Annotated in this window: 25 protein-coding genes and 2 pseudogenes; 1 reads left to right on the top strand and 26 read right to left on the bottom strand. The window is 67.4% G+C overall.

Features of this window, described 5'->3' with window-relative positions:
* Position 1 precedes the first annotated feature (1 nt).
* The 15 genes and pseudogenes from ACZ5RK_RS12310 to ACZ5RK_RS12240 all read right to left on the bottom strand — a co-directional run bounded on the left by ACZ5RK_RS12310 (position 2) and on the right by ACZ5RK_RS12240 (position 12,904).
* Complete coding sequence (locus tag ACZ5RK_RS12310) at positions 2 to 607, bottom strand: TAXI family TRAP transporter solute-binding subunit (RefSeq protein ID WP_464910262.1); 606 nt, start codon at positions 605 to 607, stop codon at positions 2 to 4.
* 78 nt (positions 608 to 685) lie between these two features.
* A pseudogene (locus ACZ5RK_RS12305) lies at positions 686 to 1,270 on the bottom strand (transposase); the annotation flags it as partial.
* Between the two features lie 491 nt (positions 1,271 to 1,761).
* Entirely contained in the window at positions 1,762 to 2,523 is a 762-nt protein-coding gene (locus ACZ5RK_RS12300) for an SDR family oxidoreductase (RefSeq protein WP_054647038.1), read from the bottom strand.
* Positions 2,523 to 4,127: a long-chain fatty acid--CoA ligase gene (locus ACZ5RK_RS12295; RefSeq protein ID WP_464910261.1), complete on the bottom strand. Its 1,605-nt coding sequence runs from the start codon at positions 4,125 to 4,127 to the stop codon at positions 2,523 to 2,525. Before ACZ5RK_RS12295 ends, ACZ5RK_RS12300 begins: the two co-directional genes overlap by 1 nt.
* A gap of 35 nt (positions 4,128 to 4,162) precedes the next feature.
* Positions 4,163 to 4,516 (bottom strand): PaaI family thioesterase, encoded by a 354-nt coding sequence (locus ACZ5RK_RS12290; protein ID WP_464910260.1) that lies wholly within the window; start codon positions 4,514 to 4,516, stop codon positions 4,163 to 4,165.
* Complete coding sequence (locus ACZ5RK_RS12285) at positions 4,513 to 4,968, bottom strand: MaoC family dehydratase (RefSeq protein ID WP_054647037.1); 456 nt, start codon at positions 4,966 to 4,968, stop codon at positions 4,513 to 4,515. Before ACZ5RK_RS12285 ends, ACZ5RK_RS12290 begins: the two co-directional genes overlap by 4 nt.
* A gap of 10 nt (positions 4,969 to 4,978) precedes the next feature.
* Positions 4,979 to 6,115 carry an acyl-CoA dehydrogenase family protein gene (locus ACZ5RK_RS12280; RefSeq protein WP_464910259.1) on the bottom strand — a complete coding sequence of 379 codons (1,137 nt, stop codon included), beginning with the start codon at positions 6,113 to 6,115 and terminating at the stop codon, positions 4,979 to 4,981.
* Positions 6,102 to 6,677, bottom strand: a complete 576-nt coding sequence (locus ACZ5RK_RS12275) for a TetR/AcrR family transcriptional regulator (protein ID WP_464910258.1) — start codon at positions 6,675 to 6,677, stop codon at positions 6,102 to 6,104. The genes ACZ5RK_RS12280 and ACZ5RK_RS12275 overlap by 14 nt, the downstream gene beginning before the upstream one ends.
* A 92-nt stretch (positions 6,678 to 6,769) precedes the next feature.
* Entirely contained in the window at positions 6,770 to 7,489 is a 720-nt protein-coding gene (locus tag ACZ5RK_RS12270) for an SDR family NAD(P)-dependent oxidoreductase (protein WP_464910257.1), read from the bottom strand.
* A gap of 9 nt (positions 7,490 to 7,498) precedes the next feature.
* On the bottom strand, positions 7,499 to 8,428 hold the full coding sequence (kdgK, locus tag ACZ5RK_RS12265) for a 2-dehydro-3-deoxygluconokinase (RefSeq protein ID WP_464910256.1): 930 nt from the start codon (positions 8,426 to 8,428) through the stop codon (positions 7,499 to 7,501).
* Positions 8,421 to 9,455 (bottom strand): Ldh family oxidoreductase, encoded by a 1,035-nt coding sequence (locus ACZ5RK_RS12260; protein WP_464910255.1) that lies wholly within the window; start codon positions 9,453 to 9,455, stop codon positions 8,421 to 8,423. Before ACZ5RK_RS12260 ends, kdgK begins: the two co-directional genes overlap by 8 nt.
* The gene (locus tag ACZ5RK_RS12255; RefSeq protein WP_054647036.1) at positions 9,452 to 10,156 is read right to left on the bottom strand and encodes an SDR family oxidoreductase; all 705 of its coding nucleotides are present in this window, start codon (positions 10,154 to 10,156) and stop codon (positions 9,452 to 9,454) included. Before ACZ5RK_RS12255 ends, ACZ5RK_RS12260 begins: the two co-directional genes overlap by 4 nt.
* Positions 10,153 to 11,436 carry a TRAP transporter large permease gene (locus ACZ5RK_RS12250; RefSeq protein ID WP_464910254.1) on the bottom strand — a complete coding sequence of 428 codons (1,284 nt, stop codon included), beginning with the start codon at positions 11,434 to 11,436 and terminating at the stop codon, positions 10,153 to 10,155. Before ACZ5RK_RS12250 ends, ACZ5RK_RS12255 begins: the two co-directional genes overlap by 4 nt.
* Before the next feature lie 2 nt (positions 11,437 to 11,438).
* Positions 11,439 to 11,900: a TRAP transporter small permease gene (locus tag ACZ5RK_RS12245; protein ID WP_054647035.1), complete on the bottom strand. Its 462-nt coding sequence runs from the start codon at positions 11,898 to 11,900 to the stop codon at positions 11,439 to 11,441.
* 38 nt (positions 11,901 to 11,938) lie between these two features.
* Positions 11,939 to 12,904, bottom strand: a complete 966-nt coding sequence (locus ACZ5RK_RS12240; protein WP_464910253.1) for a C4-dicarboxylate TRAP transporter substrate-binding protein — start codon at positions 12,902 to 12,904, stop codon at positions 11,939 to 11,941.
* An 86-nt stretch (positions 12,905 to 12,990) separates the two neighbouring features.
* On the opposite strand from ACZ5RK_RS12240, the gene ACZ5RK_RS12235 reads away from it, so the two are divergent.
* Positions 12,991 to 13,758, top strand: a complete 768-nt coding sequence (locus ACZ5RK_RS12235) for an IclR family transcriptional regulator (RefSeq protein ID WP_464910252.1) — start codon at positions 12,991 to 12,993, stop codon at positions 13,756 to 13,758.
* Here ACZ5RK_RS12235 and ACZ5RK_RS12230 read toward each other — a convergent pair.
* The 11 genes and pseudogenes from ACZ5RK_RS12230 to ACZ5RK_RS12180 form a co-directional block, all read right to left on the bottom strand.
* Positions 13,736 to 14,350, bottom strand: a complete 615-nt coding sequence (locus ACZ5RK_RS12230; RefSeq protein ID WP_464910251.1) for a bifunctional 4-hydroxy-2-oxoglutarate aldolase/2-dehydro-3-deoxy-phosphogluconate aldolase — start codon at positions 14,348 to 14,350, stop codon at positions 13,736 to 13,738. The two genes, ACZ5RK_RS12235 and ACZ5RK_RS12230, sit on opposite strands and share 23 nt — an antisense overlap.
* A 140-nt stretch (positions 14,351 to 14,490) precedes the next feature.
* Positions 14,491 to 15,213, bottom strand: coding sequence for an SDR family oxidoreductase (locus tag ACZ5RK_RS12225; RefSeq protein WP_464910250.1), 723 nt, complete (start codon positions 15,211 to 15,213; stop codon positions 14,491 to 14,493).
* Positions 15,206 to 16,246, bottom strand: a complete 1,041-nt coding sequence (locus ACZ5RK_RS12220; protein ID WP_464910249.1) for a Gfo/Idh/MocA family protein — start codon at positions 16,244 to 16,246, stop codon at positions 15,206 to 15,208. The genes ACZ5RK_RS12225 and ACZ5RK_RS12220 overlap by 8 nt, the downstream gene beginning before the upstream one ends.
* The gene (locus ACZ5RK_RS12215) at positions 16,240 to 17,241 is read right to left on the bottom strand and encodes a M24 family metallopeptidase (protein ID WP_464910248.1); all 1,002 of its coding nucleotides are present in this window, start codon (positions 17,239 to 17,241) and stop codon (positions 16,240 to 16,242) included. Before ACZ5RK_RS12215 ends, ACZ5RK_RS12220 begins: the two co-directional genes overlap by 7 nt.
* The gene (xylB, locus tag ACZ5RK_RS12210; RefSeq protein WP_464910247.1) at positions 17,238 to 18,707 is read right to left on the bottom strand and encodes a xylulokinase; all 1,470 of its coding nucleotides are present in this window, start codon (positions 18,705 to 18,707) and stop codon (positions 17,238 to 17,240) included. Before xylB ends, ACZ5RK_RS12215 begins: the two co-directional genes overlap by 4 nt.
* A complete protein-coding gene (gene xylA / locus ACZ5RK_RS12205; RefSeq protein WP_464910246.1) occupies positions 18,704 to 19,867 on the bottom strand; it encodes a xylose isomerase in 1,164 nt (387 codons plus the stop codon). Before xylA ends, xylB begins: the two co-directional genes overlap by 4 nt.
* Positions 19,868 to 20,932 (bottom strand): ROK family protein, encoded by a 1,065-nt coding sequence (locus tag ACZ5RK_RS12200; RefSeq protein ID WP_464910245.1) that lies wholly within the window; start codon positions 20,930 to 20,932, stop codon positions 19,868 to 19,870. It lies immediately after the preceding gene.
* A gap of 178 nt (positions 20,933 to 21,110) precedes the next feature.
* Positions 21,111 to 21,860 (bottom strand): ATP-binding cassette domain-containing protein, encoded by a 750-nt coding sequence (locus ACZ5RK_RS12195; protein WP_464910244.1) that lies wholly within the window; start codon positions 21,858 to 21,860, stop codon positions 21,111 to 21,113.
* The gene (locus ACZ5RK_RS12190; protein ID WP_464910243.1) at positions 21,857 to 23,065 is read right to left on the bottom strand and encodes a sugar ABC transporter permease; all 1,209 of its coding nucleotides are present in this window, start codon (positions 23,063 to 23,065) and stop codon (positions 21,857 to 21,859) included. Before ACZ5RK_RS12190 ends, ACZ5RK_RS12195 begins: the two co-directional genes overlap by 4 nt.
* Positions 23,066 to 23,123: 58 nt before the next feature.
* Positions 23,124 to 24,167: a D-xylose ABC transporter substrate-binding protein gene (gene xylF / locus ACZ5RK_RS12185; RefSeq protein WP_464910242.1), complete on the bottom strand. Its 1,044-nt coding sequence runs from the start codon at positions 24,165 to 24,167 to the stop codon at positions 23,124 to 23,126.
* 141 nt (positions 24,168 to 24,308) lie between these two features.
* A pseudogene (locus ACZ5RK_RS12180) lies at positions 24,309 to 24,893 on the bottom strand (transposase); the annotation flags it as partial.
* Positions 24,894 to 24,899: the final 6 nt, after the last annotated feature.

Genomic DNA, 24,899 nt, shown 5'->3' with positions numbered 1-24,899 from the left:
CTTACACGACCCCCTCCACTTCCACGTTCACGTCCGAAACGGGAGAAGTGAAGGCCAGATCGGCGCTTCCTTCGGCAATGGCCCGGGAGTTGGCGCTGTAGTTGGCCACCGGCACCAGGCGCACCTGTTCCCGTGTGAGCCCCCTGCAGGCGAGGAGTCCGTCCAAAATCCGATGGAAGTAGGAAAAGGGGGGCCAAGAAAGGCGGACCCCTGGGCCAATGTCCTGGACCCGTCGGTAGGGGGTGTCTCCCCGGGTCATGAGACCCCAGGGGGTGAGGATGGCGGGGTAGACAACCCGTAAGGGACCGGGCCGGTACCCCCGCTCCCCGTCCAAGGCCTCCACCAGAACGGTGAGGGGGGCAGAGGTGAAGTCCACACGGCGTTCCAAAAGCCAGGCTGTGATGGTGGGCGTGGCCTCGGGTGCCACCCGCACCTGGACCCCCGTGGCTGCGGTAAACTCCGCCGACCAGGCCACGAGGAGGGAGTATCCGGCCGTACCTACCTCAGTAGAACCGAAGAGGATCTGCCTAGGCCAGCGGTGAGCCTCCTGGGCCAAGGTCCATGTCAAACCCAAAAGAAGCGTCCCGATCACCATCACCCTCTTCATTTCAACCCCCTTACTAACCGGTCGGTTAACTCCAAGCTAACCCCACCCATCCTGGAAGTCAAGTAGCGGGGGGCTTGCCTAGTAAATCGCCTTGTACCCCGGAGGGGGTGGGAGAAGGGAGAGAAGAACCCTAAGGCCGTAGGCGATGAGCTCCAAAAGCGCCCGCGCCATGGCCGTCCAAGGCTTCCGCTCCATGAGGTATCCCCCACCCAGCCGCGTCTTCATCCCCCCAAACACCCCCTCCACTACCCCGCGAAACCGGTACACCTCGGGGTCCCACCCCTCCCGCGCCCGCACCCGCACCTCGTCCCTGGCCTCGCCCCCGCCCCGAAGCCGGATCACCGGCCGCACCCCCGCCTCCCCCAAAGCCCCCCACACCTCCTTCCCGTCAAACCCCGCGTCCGCCAAAAGCCACCCCCCAGTAAGGGCAAACCGCCCCAGGGCCTTCCCCCCAAGCCGAGGGTCCGGGGCGTAGCCCTCCCCGGCCACCCCACCCCAGGGCCACAAGAGCCGCCTCCCCTTATCCCACCGCATCAGGGTCAGAAGCCGCGCGTGCCCCCGCACCCGCCGCACCTCCTTCCCCCGACGGAAGCGGAGAAGCCGGTCCTTGCTCCTGTAGGCCAGCCCCGTGGTGTCCATGAGGTAGAGGGGGGGAAAGCGCTCCGGGAGGGGCTCCCGGGGAAGAGGCCTGGGGGCGCCCTGGCTCCTGACCCTCCTCTTCAGGGGAAGGCAAGGAGGCCAGGTGGGCCTCCAGTTCCCGGGAAAGCCTCTCCAGGAGGGCCTCAAGGAGTTTGGGGTCCAGGTGATGCACGGCGTAGCGGGCCAGGGACTGGTGGGAGGGGAAGGGCCTTTCCATAAGGTCCTGGAGGAAGGCCTCCGTCTTGCGGTAGGTGAGGCGGAAGAAGGCGCGGTAAAGGTGGAGGGCCAGGTATAGGGCGTGGTCGTAGCGCCAGGGGCGGCCCCGCTTGCCCTTGGGGGTGGGTGGGGCCACCTCCTGGGCCAGGCGCAGGCAGTGTTCCAGGACCTCCTTGGGGCTTGCCTCCCTGCGAACAAAGCCGCGCTTGCCCATCGGGGCGCGAGTATACGTCCGTCGTCCCGACCTTTGCAAGGCAAGCCCAGTAGCGGGTGCTTGGCGTAGCTCCTCTTCCCGACGTTTAGAGGGCGGTGGCCCCCCCGTCCACGGGGAGGACGGCCCCGGTAATGTAGTCCGAGGCGGGGCAGGCCAGGAACAGGACCGCCCCCCCAAGCTCCCCAGGCCTCCCGGGGCGGCCCAGGGGCAGGGTGGCCTTGAGGAGGGGCTCGGCCTTGGGCAGGACCTTCTCCGTCATCCGGGTGGGGAAGAAGCCCGGGGCGAGGGCGTTCACCCGTATGCCCCACCTCCCCCACTTCACCGCCAGGTCCCGGGTGAGGGCGATGAGGCCTCCCTTGGAGGCGGAGTAGCCCACGGCGTCCAGGACCTCGGGGTACTCCCCCTTGAGGCCGGCCACGGAGGCGATGTGAATGATCTTGCCGTAGCCCCTTTCCTTCATGCGCCGGGCCGCCACCCGGCTCGCCAGGAAGGCCCCCACCAGGTTCACCTCCAGGACCTCCCGGACCTTTTCCACGGGCATCTCCAGGGAAGGGGCGCCCCAGCTGATCCCGGCGGCGTTCACCAGGACGGTCAAGGGTCCAAGCTTCTCCTCCACCTCTTCTGCGATCTCCTCCAGGCGGGCCTCGTCCCGCACGTCCCCCTCCAGGTAGAGGGCCTCCTCCCCCAGAACCTTGCGGGCCTCCTCAAAGAAGCTCGCCCGCCGGGCCACCACCGCCACCCTGGCCCCCGCCTCCTTCAGGGCCAGGGCGGCCTCGAGGCCGAGCCCCCGGGAGCCTCCGGTGACCAGGGCCGCCTTGCCGTCCAAGCGGAACATCTCTGGGAACATCAGGCGCCTCCGTAAAAGCCCCTGTACTGCTCCCTCAAGGCCCGCTTGAGGAACTTGCCCGCGCTGGTCCTCGGGATCTCCTCCACGAAGACGTAGGCGTCGGGGAGCTGCCACTTGGCGAAGCCGGCCTTTAGGAGGTGCTCGTTCAGCTCCTCCGGGGTGGGCTTCTCGCCCCTGGGCACCACCACCGCTAGGGGCCTCTCCTGCCACCTGGGGTGGGGAATGGCCACCACCGCCGCCTCCTTCACCTTGGGGTGGCCCATGAGGGCGTTTTCCAGGTCCACGCTGGAGATCCACTCCCCGCCCGACTTGATGAGGTCCTTGAGCCGGTCCTTGATCTCCAGGTAACCCTCCTCGTCCCAAAGGGCGATGTCCCCGGTGCGGAAGAAGCCGTCCGGGGTGAGGGCGGCCCGGCTCGCCTCCTCGTTCTTGTAGTAGCCCCCGGTGATCCAGGGGCCCTTGAGCTGGACCTCCCCCAGGGCCTTCCCGTCCTTGGGCACGGGGCGGCCCTCCTCGTCCGCCACCCTTAGGCGCACCAGGGGGATGGGGAGGCCCGTCTTGGCCTTTAGGGTGAGCTTTTCCTCCTGGGGGAGGGCTTCCAGGTGGCTCTGCACGAAGTTCTGCACCACCACCGGGGAGGTCTCGGTGAGGCCGTAGCCCTGGCGCACCTCTATGCCCATGCGCTCAAAGCGCTCAATGAGGCTCCTGGGCGCGGCCGAGCCCCCCACCACGAGCCGCCTCAGGGTCTTCAGGCGGTGGCCCGTGGCTTCCAGGTGGTCCGCCAGGGCCAGCCACACCGTGGGCACCCCGGCGGTGAAGGTGACCCCTTCCCCGTCAAAGAGCTCCACCAGGGAGGCGGGGTCCAGCCTGGGCCCAGGCAGGACCTGCTTGGCCCCCACCAGGGTGGCGGCGTAGGGCAGGCACCAGGCGTTCACGTGGAACATGGGGACCACGGGGAGGACGGTGTCCCTCTCGGAAAGGGCGGTGCCGTCAACGAGGCTGGCGGAGAGGGTGTGGAGGACCAGGGCCCGGTGGCTGTAGACCACTCCCTTGGGCAGGCCCGTGGTGCCGGTGGTGTAGGCCATGCCGCAGGCGGCCCGCTCCGGCACCCGCACGGGGTCCACCTCCTCCCCCAGGACCTCCTCGTAGCCCAGGTAGCCCTCGGGGGCCTTCTCGTCCATGACCACGAAGTGGCGCACGGTCTTGAGCTCGCCCCGTATGGCCTCCACCAGGGGGAGGAGGTTGGGGTCAAAGAGGAGGACCTTGTCCTCGGCGTGGTTCAGGATGTAGGCGATCTCCTTGGGGGAGAGGCGGGGGTTGGCGGTGTGGAGGACCGCCCCCATGCCGGGGACGGCGAAGTAGGCCTCGAGGTGGCGGAAGTGGTTGAAGCCCAGGGTGGCCACCCGGTCCCCCTCCCCTACCCCGAGGGCCCTAAGCCCCCCCATGAGCCTCTTGGCCCTGCGGTACACCTCGGCGTAGGTGGTGCGGTGGACCTCCCCGGTGTGGAGGCGGGAGACCACCTCCTTCCGGCCAAAAAGCTCCGCCGCCCGCTCCAGGAAGTCCCAAAGGTTGAGTTCCTCCTCCATCATGGTGCTCGGGAACATGCGCACCTCCTTGCCTTTGGACTCAGTATAAGCCCTTACCCCACCCGGTAGAAGACCCCCTTGGCGAAGGCCACCCGCTTTCCCTCCAGGAGGGCCTCCCCGGCGGCGTGGAGGAGGTGGCGCCCTGGGTGGACCACCCAACCGCGGGCGAGGAGCACCCCCTCCCGCACGGGCCTCAGGTAGCTTACGGAAAGCTCGGCGGTCACCACCTTCGCCCCCAGGCTCTCCACCGCCTGGCCCAGGGCGCTGTCCAGAAGGGCCGCCAGGATCCCCCCGTGGACGAGCCCCTGCCCCTGGAGGAACTCCTCCCGCACCTCCAAAAGAAGCTCCGCCTCCCCCGCCCCCTTCCTTACCACCTGCGCCTGGAACCAGCGGGCGAAGGGGCTCAAGCCTCCTCCTGGGGGCGCCTGCGGATCATGGTGACGAACTCACCCTCCTGCACCACCTCGCCCCTTTGGTTCAGGACCCGCACCCTCTGGACCACAACCCCCCGGTCCGGTTTGGAGGTTTCCCGCTTCTCCACGATCTCCGTCTCCCCGTGGACGGTGTCGCCGATGAGGACGGGCTTCAAGAAGCGGTAGTTCCGGATCTCCAGCCAGGCGATGACCGTGCCCTCTAGGTGGCCGGTGCGCTGCCTGAGGCCGGTGAGCATGGCGAGGACCAAAAGCCCGTGGGCGATGCGCTGGCCGAAGGGGGTGCTCTTGGCGAACTCGGCGTCGGTGTGGATGGGGTTGTAGTCCCCGGAGACCCCGGCGAAGTTCACCACGTCCGCCTCGGTCACCGTCCGCCCCGGGGTGACGAACCTCTGGCCGACCTCGAAGTCCTCAAAGTACATGGGCATTTCCCTCACCTCACTGAAAGCCCCGCATCCCCGTCAGGTGGGCCCCGAGGATGAGCTTCTGCACCTCGCTCGTCCCCTCGTAGAGGGTGAGGATGCGGGCGTCCCGGTAGAGCCTCGCCACCTCGTACTCCTCAAAGAACCCGTACCCCCCGTGGACCTGGATGGCCCGGTAGGCCACCCGGTTGGCCGCTTCCGAGGCGAAGAGCTTGGCCAGGCTGGCCTCGAGGGTGTAGGGCTCCCCCCTCACCTTCTTCCAGGCGGCCTGGTAAGCGAGGAGCCGGCTGGCCTCCAGGTCCAGCTTCATGGAGACCAGGTGCTCCTGCACCAGCTGGAACTGGGCGATGGGGCGGCCGAACTGCTTCCTTTCCCGGGCATAGGCCACGGAGAGGTCCAAGGCGCGTTGCATGAGCCCCACCGCCCCCGCCGCCAGGGAGATGCGCCCCGTGTCCAGGGTGGAGAGGGCGATCTTAAACCCCTCCCCCTCCTTCCCCAGGACCCGGTCCTTGGGCACCCGGACCCCGTCCAGAAAGACCATCCCCGTGTCCGCCGCCTTTAGGCCCAGCTTTCCCTTCAAGGGGCTCGTCTTCACCCCGTCTTCCCGCTCCACCAGGAAGCAGGTGATCCCCTTGGCCCCCTTCTCGGGGTCGGTCTTGGCGAAGACGAGGAAGACCTGAGCCACGTTGGCGTGGGAGATGAAGGTCTTCTGCCCCTCCAGCACGTAGAAGTCCCCATCGCGGTAGGCCCGGGTCTTGAGGCTTCCCGCGTCCGACCCGGCCTCCGGTTCCGTGAGGCCGAAGGCCCCCAGGACCTCCCCCCGGGCGAGGCGGGGCACGTAGCGGGCCTTCTGGGCCTCGGTGCCGTAGGCGAGGAGGGGGGTGAGGACCAGGCTCTGCTGTACGGAAAGGATGGAGCGCAGGGAGGCCCACCCCCCCATCTCCTCCAGGAGGGCGAGGTAGGCGAAGAAGTCTAGCCCCGCCCCGCCCAGCTCCTCGGGGACGAAGACCCCCAGGAAGCCAAGCCCCGCCATCCCCTCCACCAGGGGCCAGGGGAAGGCTTCCTTCTCCTCGTAGGCCCTAAGCTCCCCACCCCGCTCGGAGAGGAACCTCCGGGCAAGCTCCCGGATCTCCTTGTGCTCAGGGATTTCCACGCTCTAACCCCCTCAGGATCAGGTCGTAGTACCCACGGGCCACCTCCTCCGCCCGCATGGGCCCCTCTGGCCGGAACCAGCGGATCATCCAGTTGAGCATGGAGAGGATGGCCCGCCCCGCCAAGGCCACGTCCACCTCCCGGAAGACCCCGGCCTCCACGCCCCGCCTGAGGATGGCCCGGAGGTTTTCCTCGTGCCGGTCGCGGAGGGCGATGGTACTTAGGCGGTTTTCCGGGGACAGGCTTTTTATCCCCTGGAGCATAGTGACAAAGAAGGGGTAGTTTTCCTCAAAGTAGCGGGCGTGGGCCTCCATGAAGCGGCGGAGGGCCTCCTTGGGGTCTTCTTCTTTGAGGGCCTCCTCCCCCGCCGCCAGCAGCCCCCTCAGGGCCAAGAGGCTGATCTCGTAGAGGATCTCCTCCTTGCTCCCGAAGTGGTGGTAGAGGGCGGCCTTGGAAAGGCCCAGGGCCTGGGCGATGTCCTGGACGCTGGTGGCCTCGTAGCCCTTCTCGGTGAAGAGCCTGGCGGCCTCCTCCAGGATGCGGTCTCTCGTGGTCGTCAGCATAGCTCACCGACCGGTCGGTAAGCCCACTTTACCCCGCGGCCCCTTTCCCGTCAAGGGCCGGGCGCCATCCGGGGTTCTCCGAGGGAGGGGGATCAGTAGGCCAAGAACCCTCCGTCCACCGCCACCGCCTGCCCCGTGAGGTACTCCGCCTCGTCCCCGCAGAGGACCGCGGCCACGCGGGCGATCTCCTCGGGCTTCGCCCAGCGTCCCATGGGAATCCGTGCGGTGATGGGCTCGTAGAGCTCGGGGTTCTGCCGCAAGGGGAGGGTGAACTCCGTCTCCACGTAGCCCGGGCAGAGGAGGTTCACCCGGATCCCCAGGCGGGCCCACTCCTTGGCCAGGGCCCGGGTGAGGCCCAGGAGGGCGGTCTTGGCCGTGGTGTAGGCGGGGATGGGCACGGGCCCCCCGGCGGTGAAGGTGGTCACCGAGCCGGTGAAGAGCACCCGTCCCCAGCCCGCCTCCGCCATGTGGGGGGCCGCCGCCTGGGCCAGGAGAAAGGCCACGTCCAGGTGCAGGTAGAGCACCCGGCGCCACTCCTCGTAGGAGAGCTCCAGGGCGGGCTTGCGCACGTTCACCGCCGCGGCGTGGACCAGGACGTGGAGGCCGCCTAGGGCCTCGAGGGCCCGCTTGACGAGCCCTTTGGGGTCGTCCTTCTCCAAGTCGGTGGGAAGCGGCACGGCCCCGAGGCTCTGGGCCGCTTCCTCCGGGTTCCTGCTGGCGATGGCCACCCGGTAGCCCCGGGCCACCAAGGCCTCGGCGATGGCCCGGCCGATGCCGCGGCTTCCACCGGTAACCAGGGCTTTCCGTTCCATCCTCTCCCCCTAGCGCATGAAGGTCTGGGTTGCCTTCAGGAGGACCTCGAGGTCCTCCCGGTAAGGCGCCCCCTCGTGGTCTCCCCGGGACGCCGCCACCGAGGCCCCGAGGAGGTTGGCGAGGCGAAGCCTCTCCTCCACCGGTAGCCCCCACACCGCCCCCGCCAGGTAACCGGCGGCGAAGGCGTCCCCCGCGCCCACGGGGTCCACCGCCTCCACGACGAAGGCGCTTCCCTCCACCCGCCTCCCGTCCACGAAGGCCCAGGCCCCCATGGCCCCCCGCTTCAGGACCACCTCGGGGGCGGAAAGCGCCCGCAACGCCTCCTCCGCCCGGCCGAAGAGGAGCTCCGCCTCCTCCTCGCTCAAGAAGAGGAGGTCCACCCCGGGAAGGGCCCTCTCCAGGAAGCCCCGGGCCTCCTCGGGGGGCCATAGGGTCTGACGGTAGTTCACGTCCAGGCTCACCCGCACCCCTTGCCGCCTCGCCTCCTCCATGGCCCAAAGGCTGAAGGCCCGGGCCTCAGGAGAAAGGGCCGGGGTGATGCCGCTTAGGTGCAGGAAGCGGGCCCCCTTCAGGTAGTCGGGATCAAAGGCCCCGGGGGCGAGGGCGCTTCCCGCCGAGCCCTTTCGGTAGTAGAAGGCCCTTCCCTGTCCCAAAGGCAAGTACTCCCGCAGGTAAAGCCCCGTGAACCCCGGCGCCCTGCGAAAGTGGGTGAGGTCCACCCCCTCGGCCCGGAGCCTTTCCGCCACCATGGCCCCAAGCTCGTCCTCCCCCACCCGGCCCACGAAGCCCACCTTGACCCCAAGCCGGGCCAGGGCCACGGCCACGTTCACCTCGGCCCCGCCCACGTACACCTCCAGAAGGCGCTTTCCCCGAAGGTGTCCGGGCTCCCGGGGCACCAGGGCCACCAGGGGCTCCCCCGCCGTCACCACCTCAAGCATCGTCCCTCCAAGGCACGCCGTAGCGCTCCCCCAAGGCCTTAAGTTCCGCCACCACCCGCTCCGGAAGGGCCACCCCTTCCGCCAGGGCCCGCTCCCGCCTCCTAACCTCCAACTCCCCGGGGAGGAAGACCTCCTCGTGCCCCGGCGCCGGGGGAGTGGCCTTTAGGGCTTGCCAAAGGGCCCCCATCCGCTCCAGGAAGGCCTCTTTTCCCACGAAGCGGCCAGGGTCCAAGGCTAGGAAGAAGTGGCCCACGTTCTGAGGCCGGTCCCACTCGTCGTACATCCGCCCGATCCCGTGGGCCACCCCTGCCCCCGTGAGGACGCCGGAGAGAACCTCCACCATAAGGGCTAAAGCGTACCCTTTGGCCCCTCCCATGGGTCTTAAGGCGTAGATCCGGCCGGGGTCCTCGGTGGGGTTCCCCTCCCGGTCCACCCCCCAGCCTGGGGGGATCCTCTCCCCCTTCTCCCGGGCTAGGAAGACCTTGCCCATGGCGCTTTCCGAGGTGGCCAGGTCGGCCACGAGGATCCCTTGAGGGGCCGGGGCGGCGAAAGCCAGAGGGTTGGTGCCCAAGGCCTTCTCCCGCCCCCCGAAGGGCACCACGTCGGGCTCGGCGTTGGTGGTGACGAGGGCCAGGAAACCTGCCTGGGCGAGCTTCTCCGCGTAGAGGCCCGCCATGCCGAAGTGGGTGCTCCGCCGCACCCCCACGGCCCCGAGGCCGTGCCTCCTTGCGAGGCTTTGGGCCGCCTCCACGGCCTTTAGGGCCACGCGGGGTCCGAAGCCGTGCTCCCCGTCCAGGAGGGCCACGGGGCCCCGCTCCTCCACGGGAAGGGTGGGCCTGGAGTTCACCAGACCGGCCTCGAGGCGGCGCAGGTAAACGGGGAGGCGCAAGAGCCCGTGGCTTCCCACCCCCCTGAGGTCCGCCTCCACGAGGGCCCAGGCCACCGCCTTGGCGGAGGGTTCGTCTGCTCCCGCCTTTCGCAAGAGGGCCTCCGCCCAGGCCGAGAGGAAGTCCGCCCGCCACCTCACAGGCTCATCCCCCCGTCCACCACGAAGGCGCTCCCCGTGGCGAAGGCCCCCTCGTCCGAGGCCAGGTAGACCGCCAAAGCGGCGATCTCCTCCGGCCGACCGAGCCTCCCAAGAAGCTGCCTCTCGGCGAAGGCCTTTAGGCCTTCCTCACTTCCCGCTCGCTCCCTTAAGGATGGGGTGTCCACTGTCCCCGGGCAGATGGCGTTGACCCGTACCCCCTTGGGCGCAAACTCCAGGGCCGCGGCCTTGGTCATGGCCACCAAGGCGGCCTTGGTGGCGCTGTAGACGAAGCGGCCGGGCACCATCTTGAAGGCCGCCACCGAAGCGATGTTGATGACGCTTCCCCCGCCCTGGGCGGCCATCTTGGGGAGGGCGGACTGCATGGCCCAGAACACGCTCTTGGCGTTCAGGAGGAAGGCCTCCTCCCAGTCCTGGTCCGTGGCCTCGAGAAGGCCTCCCACCGGCACCACCCCCTGGGCGTTCACCAAAATGTCCAGGCGGTCCAGGCTCTGGATGAGGCGGAAGACCGCCTCCCTGTCCCGGGCATCCAAGCGCACCGCGGGCACCACCCCCTGAAGCTTCTCGGGGTGGAGGGTGGCCCCTAGGACCTCCGCTCCCTCTTTCTGGAAGGCCTCGGCGATGGCCCGGCCGATCCCCTGGCCCGCCGCGATGACCAGCGCTTTCTTCCCTTTGAGCTTCACACCCCACCTCCAAAGAGCAACCGGGGCAGGAAAAGCACCACCCCGGGGAAGAGGTACACGAGAAGAAGGACCAAAAGGGTGGCAACCAGCAAGGGCCACCCCTCCCGCACGTACTCCCCGATGCCGCACCCCATCACCGAGCAGACCGAGTACATGGAAAGCCCCACGGGGGGCGTGAGGAGCCCCACGGCGCAGGTCATGACCATGAGCACGCCGAAGTAGACCAGGTCAATCCCCAAGGCCTTAGCCGCGGGGACCAGGATGGGGGTGAGGAGGATGATCATCACCGTGGAGTCCAGCACGGTGCCCAGGACCAGGAGGGCCAGAAGGATGAGGAGGAGGGCCACCTGGGGGTTCTGCACCGTCTCCAGGAGAAAGGCCGAAACCTGCTGGGGAAACATCTCCCACTTCATCCCGTAGCCCAAAACCGCGGCCATGGCGATGAGGAGGGCCACTATGCCCACGTCCCGCACCGAGTGGGCCAGGGCCCGGTTCACTCCCTCAAGGGAAAGCTCCCGGTAGATGAGCCCCACCAAGAGGGCGTAGACCACCGCCGCCGCCCCTACCTCCGAGGGGACGAAGACCCCGAAGCGCAGGGCGGCAAGGAGCAGGAAGGGGAAAAGCACGGCAAAGAAGCTTTCCCGGAGGGCCGCCCAAACCTCCTTGGCCGTGGGCGGGGGGGCCTCGGGAAGGTACCCCCGCCTCCGGGCTAGGAGGGCCACGGTGAACATATAGGCCACCGCCAAGAGCACCCCTAACCCGATCCCCCCCGCGAAGAGCTGGCCGATGGACACCTGGCCGATGCTCCCGTAGAGGATGAGGCCGATGCTGGGGGGGATGGCCACGGCGAGGAGCCCCGAGAACCCCTGCAGGGCAGCGATAAACCCCCGGGCATACCCCCGGCGCACCATCTCCGGGCCCAGGAGCCTCGCCTGCATGGTGGCGTCGGCGATGGCGGACCCCGAAACCCCCCCCATGAGGAAACCCAGGAGGACGCTCGCCTGAGCGAGCCCGCCCCGCACGAACCCCGTCACCACGTGGGCGAAGCGGAGGAGCCTCCGGGTAACCCCAAGCTCGTTCATCAGGTTGCTGGCCAGGATGAAGGTGGGGATGGCCAGGAGGGAAAAGTTCTGGGTCTCCGCCAAGGCCAGTTGCACCGGCATGGTGAGCTGGAGGCCGGGCTGGGTGAGGAAGAAGACGAGCCCCCCGATCCCGATGGCGAAGACCACGGGCATCCCCAGAAGCAGGAGGAGGAGGAACACCGCGAAGCTCAGCAGCATGGCTACCCCTTCAGGGCCTGGCGGAGCCTCCCCAAGGCGGTGAGGAGCATGAGGAGGCTCCCCGCGCTCGCGCTCAAGGTGACCCAGGCGTAGCTGAAGCCAGGGATCCCCTGGAAGCTCCGGAAGCGGGTCTGGTAAGCCGCCTGAAGGCTATAGACCAAGAGGAGGGCCAGGAAGAGGGCGACGAGGAGCCAGACCCCCACCCTAGCCCACCGCCTCCCCCCCGGGGGCAGGAGGTGAAGCAGGTTCTCCACGGCCACGTGCCGGTTCTCCCTTAGGGCGAGGTCCCCGCCCAGGAACACCGCCCAGGCGAAGGTGAAGGTGGCCAGGTCTATGGACCAGTCCAGGGGATGCCCAAGAAAACGCCCCACCCCCCCGGCGAAGACGATGAGGGTGGAGGCGAGGAGAAAGGTCTTGGCCAGAAACTCTTCCAGGCGCTGGAGGGCGTTCGTTGGTCCGTTCATGAGCGGAAATAGCCCCCGGGCTGCGGGGGGCCAGAGGACTACTTCCTCAGGGCCTGGTAGAGAGCATCCCGCACCGTCTTAAGGCCGAGCCGCTCATAGGCGGTCTCCGCCGCTTTGCGGAAGGCGGCGAGGTCCACGTCGCTCACGATGGTCATGCCCCGTTGCTGAGCGAGCTGCTTAATCCGGGCTTCCTCCTGCTGAATCCGCATGGAGGTTTCCCGTCCGGCGCGCACGCACTCCTCCCGCAGGATCTGCCGGTAGTTGGCGGGCAGGCGCTGGTACCAGGCCTCCCCCACCACTTGGAAGTTGATGAGGAGGAAGTGCTTGGTCTCGTTGACGTACCTCAGCACCTCCCACAGGCTCATGTCAGGGATGTTGGCGTAGACCAGTTCGGTCCCATCAATGGCCCGCTGTTGGAGCGCGGAGTAGATCTCCCCGAAGGGGAGGGCCACCGGGGTCGCCCCCAAGGCCCGCACCGACTCCTGCCAGACGGGCGCGGGCGGGGTGCGGATCCTAAGGCCCTTAAGGTCCTCGGGGCGGCGCACGGCCTTGTTGGTCATGAAGTGGCGGTAGCCCTGGACCCAGTTGAAGCAGACCACGCGGATCCCGTACTGCTGGGCCAGGCGCTCAATCCAGCCTTGGACCACGGGAAGGCTCGCGAGCCTTTCCACCGCGGCGTAGTCCTCCACGAAGTAAGGCCCGTTGAAGACGCCGAGTTCCCTCACGTAGTTCCCAAGCCGGGCTCCATCGGTGTTCTGGCCCAGGGGGATGCCTTGGCGAAGCTGTTCAATGATGTCCTCTTCAATTCCAAGCTGCGAGCTGTGGAAGACCAGGATCCTGAGGTCCCCGCCGGTCCTTTGGGCCACCCGTTCCGCCCAGGTTTGGAAGCCCGCGTGGTAGGGGTGGTTGGGGCCCAGAACGTGGTTGAAGCGCAGGGTGTAGGTCTGGGCCAGGGCCAGTCCCAGTCCCAGAACCGCCACCAAGACCGCCGCTATCCGTTTCATCTTCACCACCTTTCCTTTCGTCCCACTATATACACCTTGATCCCATATATTGTCAAGCTCTGACCTTATCCCATATAATGGGAGCCATGAAGGGGCGCGGCGGGAGGGCTGCCGGGACCGGCGGGGCCCAGACCCTCCTCAGGGGACTTTGGCTTTTGGAACGTGTGGCCGAGGGCGTCCACGACCTCCCGGGCCTGGCCCAGGCCTTGGGCTTAAGCCGGAGCACAGCCCACCGTATTCTTTCCGCCTTGGTGCGGCAGGGTTACCTGCGGCACGAGCCCAGGAAGGGCTACTTCCTGGGGCCTAAGCTCATCCGCCTGGGGTTCAAGGCCTACGGAAGCCTGCACCTGCCCAGCCTCGCCCGTCCCCACCTCGAGGCCCTGCGGGATGCCACCCTGGAGACCGTACACCTGGCCGTCCTGGACGGCAAGGAAGTGGTTTACGTGGACAAGGTTCCCGGCAAGCGGGAACTCGTCCTCGCCAGCCAGATCGGAAGCCGCTTTCCCGCCCAGACCACGGCCTTGGGAAAAGCCCTTTTAGCCTTTCTGCCCGAGGAAAGGTGGCGTGAGGCCTTCCACCCGGGCCTCGCCCGGACCTCGAGGAGCATCGCCGACTATGCCCGCTTCCGGGAGGAGCTCCTCTCCACAAGGGCTCGGGGTTACGCCCTGGACCTCGAGGAGAACGAGCCCGGGGTACGGTGTGTGGCTGCACCCATCCTCAACGGTCGCGGCGAGCCCGTGGCGGCGGTGAGCGTGTCCACGGCTGCCCTTTACCTGGACGAGGCGCGGATCCCCGAGGTGGCCGAACAGGTCAAGAAGGTAGCCCAAAGGATCAGCCAGGAGCTTGGGGCTTAAGGAGGGCCCGGGCTGCCCTTACCTTGGCCCGCACCTCCTCCAGGCTTCCTTGGACGAGCCAGCTTCCCCCGACCGCCAAAAGGTTGGGGAGCCGGGCGTAGGCCTCGAGGTCGCCTTGGGCGATCCCCCCCGTGGGCACGAAGCGCACCTCGGGGAAGACCTCGGCGTAGGCCCTGAGCACCCTCTCCCCGTGGAAGGCCCCCGAGGGGAAGAACTTGAGGGCCGAAAGGCCCAGGTCCAGAGCATGCTCCACCTCCATGGGGGTGAGAACGCCCGGGAGGTAGAGGACACCCCTCTCCCGCGCCAGACGGGCCACCTCCTCCTTCAGCCCGGGGGAGACGAGAAACCGGGCCCCGGCCTCCAGGGCGGCCTCCGCCTGGGCTCTGCTCCGCACCGTGCCTGCTCCCAGGAGGAGGCCGCTTTCCCTTAGGGCCCTTAGGGCGGTAACCCCCGCCTCCGTGCGCAGGGTGACCTCCAGGCACCGCACCCCCTCCTCCCAAAGCGCCCGGGCGAGGCCCTGGAGATTCTCCCCGCCCCGGACCGTGAGGAGGGGCAGGAGCCGACTCTCCGCGAGGGCAAGGATCGGGTCCATGACCCTATGGTAAAAGGCTACAGGCCCCTGGCTTGGAAGCGCCGGAACACCCCCTCTCGGAGGTGGGCGGGCTTATCCCGACTGGGTGCCGAGAACCCAAAACAGCCGGTACTGCCCGGTGCCCGGAAAGGACCTGGGGCCTAGAGGGGCTCCGCCATGGGGCGCATGCCTATCAGGAAGACCCGGGCGTGGGGAGGCTGGGCTAGGGCGAAGACTACAGCTTCCGCCACCTCCTCGGGCTTGAGGAAGTGCTCCAGGCGGGGGTCTCCCGGAACCCTCCCGGTGCCCAAGGCGAACTCGGTTTTCACCCCCCCGGGGGCCACCACGCTCACCCGGATCCCCTTTTCCCGAAGCTCGTGGTCCAAGGCCTGGGCAAACCCCACCTGGGCGAACTTGCTGGCGCAGTAAACCGCTTCTTGGGGAAGCCCCTTGAGCCCTGCCACGGAGGCTACGAAGACCAGATCCCCTGACCCTTTCTCCAAAAGCGTGGGCAGGAAGGCCCGGGTGACCAGGAAGCTCGCCCGCATGTTGGTGTCCATGATCCAGTCGTAGTCTGCCGGAGTGAAGTCCAGAAGAGGTCCGTACTTCCCCACTCCGGCGTTGTTCACTACGATGTCCACCGTACCGAAGGTCCTTAAGGTTGCCTGGCGGAGGTTTTCCACCGCTTCCTCACGGCGTAGGTCCCCGGCCACCACAAGGGCCCTCCGGCCCAGGCCCTCCACCTCCCGGGCCCCAGCCAAAAGGTGCTCTTGGTCCCGGGCTGCAAGCACCAGGTCCGCTCCCCGCCTTGCCAGGGCTAGGGCGATGGCCCGGCCGATCCCTCGACTCGCCCCCGTGATCACCGCCACCTTGCCCTCAAACACGTTCCACCTCCTTTTCCGTCCCTTCTTCAGCGCTTTCCACCACCGCCTGGATCACCGCTTGGGCCAGGATCCCCTCCCGGAGGGAAGGCGTGGGCTTCTCCCCCTGCTCCACGGCCCCAAGGAAGCGCCGCGCGAGCTCGCGGAAGTGGAAAAGGCCCCAGGGCTCCCTGGGGTCCCGGCCCCTCAGGAGGCCTGGGTCTAGGGGAAGGGGTTCCCAGACCCCGGGGCGCTCTGACCAAAGGATCTGGGTTTCCCCCGCCCTTCCCGCCAGGGCCGGAACCACTTTCAAGGCCCCTCGCTCTCCCTCGAGTTCCAGGAAGAGCGCCTGACGACGCACGGGATGGACGCGGGATAGCTCCAAGGTGCCCTGGGCCCGGCCTGCTTGGGCGAGAACCCCCGCCCAGTCCGGGTTCTCCCTTCCGGGGAAAAGGATCGCTGTCCGCGCGAAGACGGCCTTCAGGGGCTGGTCCAAAAACCAGGCGGCGAGGTCAAAGAGGTGGGCCCCGAGGTCACCCACCACTCCCGGCCGGCCCCCGCCGGCAAGCCTCGCCCGCCAAGGAATGGGGGCTTTGGGGTCCGCCAGATAGTCGGCGAGGAAGGCACCTCGGAAGGCCACCACTTCCCCAAGGCGGTCCCGGTAGCGGAAGGCGGTTTCCGCTCCCCAGTCGGCCCGGGCGGTGAGGGCGGTCATGGCCACCACCCCCCTCATCTCCACCTCTTTCTGCAAGGCAAGGGCTTCCCCGAGGTTCACCGCCACGGGTTTTTCCAGGAAGATGTGTTTCCCCCGGCGGACTGCCTCGAGGGCTAAAGGCACATGGGCGGTATCGGGCGCAGAGATGGCCACGGCGTCCACTTCTTCTAAGAGAGCTTCGTAAGCCTCGTACACCTTCCCCCCGTAAGCCTCGGCCAGGGCCTTGGCCCGGGGGCTCCCTTGGGCGTACACCCCTTGGATCCGCGCTCCCGCTCCGTGGAAAGCCGGGGCGTGTACCTCACCTGCCCACCAACCTGCGCCCACTAGACCTAGCCTCACCATTTTCCCCTCCAAAGATCTGGCCGCCTCCTCCCCCCCACCTCCACCACAGGCCAGAAGGGGTCCTCCGTGAGGTTCAGGAGGCCCCCCTCCGTGAGGAGGAAGGTGTCCTCCACCTTGGCCCCCGAAAGGCTCGGGTTCCAGGCCAGGGCCATCCCCGCTTCCAGAACCAAAGGATGCCCCGGCGTGGCGATGGCCTCCCGGGACCGGTACCCCCCCACGCCCCCCTGGTGGTGCTCCTCCCAGGCCCCGGGAAAGCCCACCCGGGCATAGGCCCCCTGGAGGGCGGCGAAGACCTCCCCCAAAGTCGCCCCAGGCCGAGAAGCAGATAGGGCCGCCGCCTCCACCTCCAAAACCTTCCGGTACCTGACCTCCACCTCAGCATGGCCCAAGGAGACCATCCGGGTCAGGTTCGCCACCAGGCCCCCCCGCCCGGCGCACACCACCGCCATGAAGGCCCGCCCCAAAGGCTTCTCCTTGGGCAGGGGGTGGCGGTGCCGGAAGAGCCTCCCCTCCCCCGCCACCAAAAGGAGGAGGGGCCGGATGCCCTTGGCCCAGAGGGCCTCCGCCAAGGCCCCGGCGAGGGCGTACTCCGTCCACTCCGGCCGGGCCGAGCGCACCACCTCCCCCACCGCCATGGCCGCCTCCCGTCCGAGGTGGGAAAAGGCCTCCTGCGCCTCCCGGGAAAGGACGAGGCGGAGGGGGGTGAGGTCGTGCTCCAGGTCGTTGGGGCTTCCTGGGAGCGGGAAGGCGTACCAGGGGTGGACCCTTACGGGAAGCCACGGGGCCTCCTCCTCCACCATCCGGGGGTGCTCTATGGCGCTGGTGTGGAGGACCACCTCCTCCCCCACCTCCAGGTAGGCCACACCTTCCCCCATCCCCAGGGTGTTCTCCCCGCCTACCAGCCAGGCGAAGTTCTCGGGGCGGGCCACGTAGAAGTGGGGGAAGCCCCGCTCCTCCATGAAGCGGCGAAGGCGCTTTAGGGCCTCGAGGTTCACGGCGACCTCCGGTAGCGCTCCAAGAGGAGCTCCACCCAGGCCTCGTAATCTGGGAGCAAGGCCCCAACCCCTTCCACGGGCGGTGGCCCGGGAACCGCCTCCGGCCGGGTGGCCCGGAGGGCCTCTTCCAGGCTGGGGTAGACCCCTGTCCCCACCAGGGCCAGGATCGCCGCGCCCCGCGCCGCCCCCTCCTCGCCCACCACCCGGAGGACGGGGGCCTCTAGGGCCCCGGCGAGGAGGGCCAGCCAGAGGTCCGAGGCCGACCCACCCCCGGTGGCCAGGTAGGCCTCGGCCTGGGCCAAGTGCCGCATGACCCGGTGGACCACCCCGAGGCTCAGGGCCACCCCCTCCAGCACCGCCCGCACCACGTGCCCGCGGGTGTGGGCCAGGGAAAGCCCCAGGAAGGCCCCCCGGAGCCGGGGCTCGAGGTAGGGGCTACGCTCCCCGGCGAGGAAGGGGAGGAAGTAGAGGCCCAAGGCCCCGAGGGGAGCGGCCTCGGCTTCCCGGAGAAGGGTCTCCAGCCCGGCCTCGGGAAAGAGCTTCCGCAGCCACTCCAGGCTCCCGGCCGCGCTCAGGGTGACCCCCAGGAGGTGGTAGGCCCCATCGGCATGACAGAAAAGGTGGACGCGGCCCTCGGGGTCCGGGGTCGGGGTTTCCAAGGGGAGGAAGATAACCCCGCTCGTCCCCAAGGACACGCTCCCCAAGCCCTTTCGGTGGCGGGAAAGGCCCAAGCCCAAGGCCGCCGCCGCATTGTCCCCTGCCCCCGCCACCACGGGGATCCCCGCCTTCACCCCCAAGACCTCGGCCCACTCCGGCTTCAAGCGTCCCACCACCCGGTGGCTTTCCCCGAGTTCCGGGAAAAGTTCGGGGGCGAGGCCCAAGGCACGAAGAAGTTCTTCGTCCCAGACCCGCCGGGCGATGTCCATGGCCCCCACCCCCGAGGCGTCCGAGTACTCCGCGGCCTGGACCCCTGTGAGGAGGAACCCCAGGTAGTCCTTGGGCAGGAGGACCCGGTGGACCCTGGCAAAGAGATCCGGGTGGTGGCGCTTGAGCCAGAGGACCTTGGGAAGCTGGAAGCCGGTGACCGCTGGATTCCCCGTGCGGCGGATGAGTTCCTTCCGAGGAAGGACTTCCTCAATCCACCGGGCCTCCGCTTCCGTGCGCTGGTCGTTCCAAAGGGGCGCGGGAAGGAGGGGATGGCCCCCCCGGTCCAGGAACACCGCCCCATGCATCTGCCCGGAAAGCCCCAGGCCCACCACCTCCAAGCCCGCAAGCTTCGGCGCCAGGGCCCGGAACACCTCCTTCAAGGCCCGGGCCCAGTCCTGGGGGTCCTGCTCCGTCCAGCCCGGCCTTGGAGTGTAAAGGGGGTAGGCGGCCCGGGCCTCCGCAAGCTTCCTGCCCTCCTCGTCCAGCACCAAGGCCTTAAGGCCGCTCGTCCCCAGGTCTAGACCGATGGCTGCCCTCATCCGCGGACCCCCAAAAGGTACTCCACAGCGAGCTGGTCCAGCCGCTCCAGGGCGTAGCCCCGGTGCCTTTTGGCTTCCAGGGGAAACTCGGTTCGCTTTAAGGCCTCGGCTTTCTCCCGGCTGTAGGGGCCGAGGAGGGCCAGGGCCTTGGGGTCCTCCCGGTAGTACTCGGCGAGGAGGGCTTGTACCTCGGGGTCCTCCCGGAAGGCCTGGGCCTTTTCCTTCAGGATGAGGTAGGTGCGCATGCACCCCCGGGCGAAGGCCCACACCCCTTCCTCGTCCTCGGTGCGCAGGGCGTGGGCGTCAAAGTGGCGGGGGCCCTGGTAACCGGAGCTTTCCAGTAGATCCACTAGGAAAAAGGCCGCCTTGAGGTTCTCCGAGCCGAAGCGGAGGTCCTGGTCAAACCGGCTCATGCGCTGGTCGTTGAGGTCTATGTGGAAGAGCTTCCCTGTATCCAGGACCTGGGCTACCGCGTGCACAAAGTTGAGCCCGGCCATGGTCTCGTGGGCAAACTCGGGATTCAGCCCAAAGCGTTCGGGGCGATCCAGGGTCTGGATGAAGCCCAGCATGCTCCCCACAGTGGCGAAGTAGATGTCCCCCCGGGGTTCGTTGGGCTTGGGCTCGAGGGCGAAGCGGTACCCATATCCCTGCTCCTCGGCGTAGGCGGCCATGAAGTTCAACGCTTCCCGCACCCACTCCCATACCTTCCGGACCTTGCCTGTGGCCTCCACCTCTGCTCCTTCCCGGCCCGGCCAGACCACGTAGATCTCGGCGCCGAGCTCGGCCCCCAGGTCCAGAGTTTCCAGGCTTTTCCGCAAGGCGTAGGCCCGGACCCAGGGGTCGGGGCTCGTCAAGGCCCCGTCCTTGAAAGCGGGGTCCGAGAAGAGGTTAGCGGTGACCATGGGGACCTTGAGGCCGGTCTCCTCCAGGGCCTTCTTGAAGCGCTTCACCATCTGGTCCCGCTCCTGGGGGGGCGTGCCCCGCGGGATCAAGTCCTCGTCGTGGAGGTTCACCCCGTAAGCCCCAAGCTCCGCCAGCTTGTGGACCACGTAAACCGGGTCTAGCTTTTCGCGAACGGCGTCCCCGAAGGGATCCCGGCCCACGTTGCCCACGGTCCAAAGGCCAAAAGTGAACTTGTGCTCTGGTCTGGGCTCGTACACCTACACCACCTCCGCAAACGCCAGATGTTCTATAAACCGCGTAGCTGCCAGAGCGCCGGCCCCCAAGAGGGCCGCTTCCCGCCCAAAGGGCGAAAGGACCACCTGCTCGGGGCTATGCACCCTTAGGGCATAGCGGGGGAGCCGGCGCCGCACCTCCCCAAGGAGCCCCTCCCCCGCCACCTCGGCCAGGGGGCCGCCGAGGACTACGAGTCCTGGGTCTAAGGTGCTCAGGACGATGGCGCAAAGCTGGGCGAGCCTTTCCGCCACCTCTCCGAGGAGGGCCTCAGAGGCTCCTGTCTGCCACCTTCTGTAGCTCAGGTACACCTCCGCGCACCCCCGCTTGCCGCAGCCGCAAGGGGGCCCCTCGGGGTCCAGGGGGATGTGCCCCACCTCCCCTGCGTGAAAGCGGGCCCCGTGGTAGACCTTGCGGTCCACCACCACCCCGCCGCCCACGCCCACCCCGAGGTTCAGGTAAAGGCAGTGGTCCACCTCCCACCTCCCCAGGGCGTACAGGCCGTAGGCGGCGGCGTTGGCCTCGTTTTCCACCACCAGGGGTAGGCCCTCCAAGCCGAGTTCCGCCAAGGCCTCCCGGACCATCTGCCCAAAGGGCAGGTCCTTCCAGCCCAGGTTAGGGGCCAGGGTCAGGTGCCCCTCCTCTGGCTCCAAGAGGCCGGGAACGGTGACCGCGGCTGCGAGGAGCCGCTTTCCCCTGAGCAAGGGGCCCGTGGCCCTGACCAAAAGGGTGAGGGCCTCCTCCGGGCGCTCGGGGGCGGGGGGAAGGAGGGTCTTCGCCCGAACCTCCCCCACGAGGCTCATCAGGGCCACGGCCATGCGGTCCACATCAATCTCCCACGCCAGGACGAGGTTGCGTTCCCCCTCCACCTCGAGGGCGATGGAGGGCCTGCCCTGGCCCTTGGGAGGCAGGGGCCTTTCCACAAGAAGCCCCTCTGCCAAGAGTTCTCCCACCGCCTCGGTCACCGCAGAGGGGGAAAGGCGAAGTAAACGGGCGAGACGACTTCTGGGAAGCCCCGGAATTCTCCGCAAAACCTCCAGAATCGCAGTCATGTGCCAACGGCGTAGATTCTTCGTGCTGCCCTTAGGGGTTTTTTCTAGGGTTCGTAGCATGGCGTAGCTTGGCCTATCCTAAAGTTTCTTCATTTCAGATTCCTCACCATGGCGCAAAGCGAAGGGATCAGAAAAGGCAATGCTTCCCAAGCACTGGCTGACCGGCTCCCAAGGCTCTTCAGACCTGACGCCCCCCTGTGAGGATCATGCTCAGGAGTTCTTCTTGGTTGCTCTCCTCAGCCCGCACCGTACCGACCACCCGCCCTCCTTTCATCACCGTGATCCGGTCGCTCAAGTCCAGCACATCGTGAAGGTCATGGCTGATCAAAATGATGCCCAGCCCCTGGTCGCGCAGGCTTCGGATGAGGGACTTGACCCTGGCGGTCTCCCCTGGACCGAGCGCTGCCGTGGGTTCGTCCATGATGAGGACCCGGGCCTGGAAAAGGAGCGCCCGACCGATGGCCACTGCCTGGCGTTGCCCGCCGGAAAGGCGATGTACAGGGACCCGAAGGGAAGGAAGCCTAGCCCCAACCCGGTCCAGCACCTTGTGGGCCTCGGCCTCCATAGCTTCTTCGTCTAGGGAGTAGTTACGGAGGCGTTCCCGTCCTAGAAATACGTTGGCCACCACATCTAGGTTATCGGCCAAGGCCAGGTTCTGGTGAATGGTTTCTATCCCGTGGCGTTGGGCATCCCGTGGGGAGGTGAAGCGCACCTCCCGAAGCTCCTGGCCTGTTCGGAGAAAAATCCGACCCTCCTGCGGTTGGTAGACTCCTGACAAAACCCGGATAAAGGTGGTCTTCCCTGCCCCGTTATGCCCTACCAGGCTATGCACCTCACCCTCGTGAAGATCGAAGGAAACCTGGTCCAAAGCTTGCAGGCCTCCAAAGCGAAGGGAAACCTTTTCTGCCCTCAGCAAGGGTACGCTCATCCCGGCCTCCGATAGAAACGGGCGTTCCACACGGCCGCCACCACCAAGATCACCCCCAGGATGAGGTTCTGCCACTCGGTGGGCACACCCAGGAGGACCAAGCCGTTTTGCAGACTGGACATGATCAGGGCCCCGAGGGCCGCCCCCAGGATGGTGCCGCTTCCCCCAGCCAAGGAGGTCCCGCCCACCACGGCGGCAGCGATCACGTAAAGCTCTAGAAGGGTACCCATACCCGTGGGCACAAAGGCTAGCCTGGCGGCTTGGACCGCTCCCGCCAGCCCTGCGAGCAGCCCCATCAGGCCGAAGACCAGCACCTGCATGCGGCGCACGGGGATGCCAGCCAGCAGGGCCGCCTCGGGATTGCCCCCGATGGCGTACACGTACCTTCCGAAGCGGGTGCGCTGGGAAAGCCAGTGGAGGAAGGCCAGAACCCCCACGGCCACCAGCACCGGCACAGGGATCCCCCGGCCTTGTCCGGTGGTCGGGTGGGGAAAGCTGTTCATGACCCACACGAATCCTCCGAAGACCGCGGTGAGGAAGAGGGTCAGGGCCACATCCGCCCACAGCTCGCGCACAGGCAGGCCGTGTCTCCTGCGGCTTTTCCGTCCCCACCACACCAGCCACAGGGCATAGCTCCAGGCCAGGAGGGTAAGCGCCCAGGTCCAGATGGGGCCGATGGACCCTTGGAGCCCACCACCTAGGACCAGAAAACCCTCTTGCAAGGGGCCGATAGTCTTGCCTTCTGCCAGGAGGTAGGCGGCGTTGCGAAAAACAAGGAGACCGGCCATGGTGACGATAAAGGAGGGCGCCCCCATGTGGGCTACGAGATAGCCTTGGAGGAGCCCTGCGCCTGCCCCAAGGGCGAGGCCGGCGAGGAGGGCCAAGGGCCAAGGGTAGCCCTGTCCCAGTGGGGGGACGGCCTGCAGTACGGCCATAACCATTCCGGTAAGGCCTAGGAGGGACCCCACGCTGAGGTCGATCTGCCGGGCTACGATGACCAGAACCATACCCCCTACCAGGATGGCCACCACGGCAGTTTGGACGGATAGGTTCCAGAGGTTTTGTGGGCTGAGGAACTGGCCTGGCTGACCTAGCGTGAGGAGATGGAACCCCAGCCACAGAATCCCCAAAACCAAAAGCAGGTAAAGGTTCTGGGCATGAAAGCCGAGCCTCCCTTCCGCTGGATTTTCCTGTGAAGCGCGCATGGATTGCATAGCCTCTCCTTGGAAAAAGGCCCAGGGGTTTTTCCCTGGGCCCTTTTCCTCAGCGGCAGGCTTGGGGTGCCTGGGGTCCCGACACCCCTTGGCAGAGAGCCTCCTTGGTGATCCAGCCCGCCTCGAGGACCACGTTGAGGTTGTCGCGGGTGATGGGGATTGGCCTCAGGAGCACGGCATTTACCACAGTGTTGCGGGGGTCTCCCGGCACGCGGAACTTCTGAACCCCAGGAATCCGTTCAGGAAGCGTACCCCGAGCAAGCAGAACGGCGATCTCCGCGGCCCTACGGCCCAGTTCCCGCGCATCTTTCCACACGCTCACCGTCTGGAGTCCACGGGCCACCCGGTTCAGCGCAGCCCAGTCCCCATCCTGGCCGGAGACCGGTACCTTGCCCGCAAGGCCTACTGCGGCCAGGGCTGCGATCACTCCTCCGGCTGTGCCATCGTTGGAGGCTACCACAGCGTCCACCTGGTTACGGTTAGCTGCCAGGATTTGTTCCATGTTGCGCTGGGCAATCTCCGGCCGCCAACCCTCGGTGTACTGCTTACCCACCACTTTGATGTCCCCACGGTTAATGGCTGCTTGAAGGACCTCAAGTTGTCCTTGATGCAAGAGGTCGGCGTTGGGATCCGTGGGGGAGCCGAGAATAAAGACGTAGTTTCCCCGCGGGCGCACCTGGTATACAGCCCGGGCCTGCTGCCGCCCCACCTCCACGTTGTCAAAGGAGAGGTAGAAGGCATAGGGATCGGCGATCAAGCGGTCGTAGGCCACCACAGGGATCCCCGCCGCCCGCGCTTTCTGCACCGCAGGCAGGATGGCGTCCTTGTCCCAAGCGAGGATGATGAGGGCGTTCACACCACGGGCAATGAGGCTATCGATGTCGTTTAGCTGTTTTTCCGCAGAGCTCTGAGCGTCCGTGCTAACGTACTGGGCCCCCATACGGGCGAGCTGCTCCTTGATAGCCGCTTCGTCTCGCCGCCACCGCTCTTCCTGGAAGTTAGCCCAGCTCACCCCTACCACGGTGGGTCGTTGTTGCCCCCATACGGGTAGCACGAACGCCAAGAACCCCACTGCCAGCCAAGCCTTTTTCATGGCTACCTCCCAATGAGCCGGGAAGTTGCTAGGAAGCGAGAAACGGGTGGAAATTCCTCGTGGCCCCCTAATTTATTTTCTTCCCGACTCAAATTTAAGTATACCGGTTTCCCGCGGTTTGTCAAGCCGCTCTGGGCTTGCCTAGTAAATCGCCTTGTACCCCGGAGGGGGTGGGAGAAGGGAGAGAAGAACCCTAAGGCCGTAGGCGATGAGCTCCAAAAGCGCCCGCGCCATGGCCGTCCAAGGCTTCCGCTCCATGAGGTATCCCCCACCCAGCCGCGTCTTCATCCCCCCAAACACCCCCTCCACTACCCCGCGAAACCGGTACACCTCGGGGTCCCACCCCTCCCGCGCCCGCACCCGCACCTCGTCCCTGGCCTCGCCCCCGCCCCGAAGCCGGATCACCGGCCGCACCCCCGCCTCCCCCAAAGCCCCCCACACCTCCTTCCCGTCAAACCCCGCGTCCGCCAAAAGCCACCCCCCAGTAAGGGCAAACCGCCCCAGGGCCTTCCCCCCAAGCCGAGGGTCCGGGGCGTAGCCCTCCCCGGCCACCCCACCCCAGGGCCACAAGAGCCGCCTCCCCTTATCCCACCGCATCAGGGTCAGAAGCCGCGCGTGCCCCCGCACCCGCCGCACCTCCTTCCCCCGACGGAAGCGGAGAAGCCGGTCCTTGCTCCTGTAGGCCAGCCCCGTGGTGTCCATGAGGTAGAGGGGGGGAAAGCGCTCCGGGAG

It is taken from the genome of Thermus kawarayensis JCM 12314, from assembly GCF_055393575.1.
The sequence above is the reverse complement of the archived record's forward strand: the minus strand, read 5'-3'. Positions and strand labels throughout refer to the sequence as shown.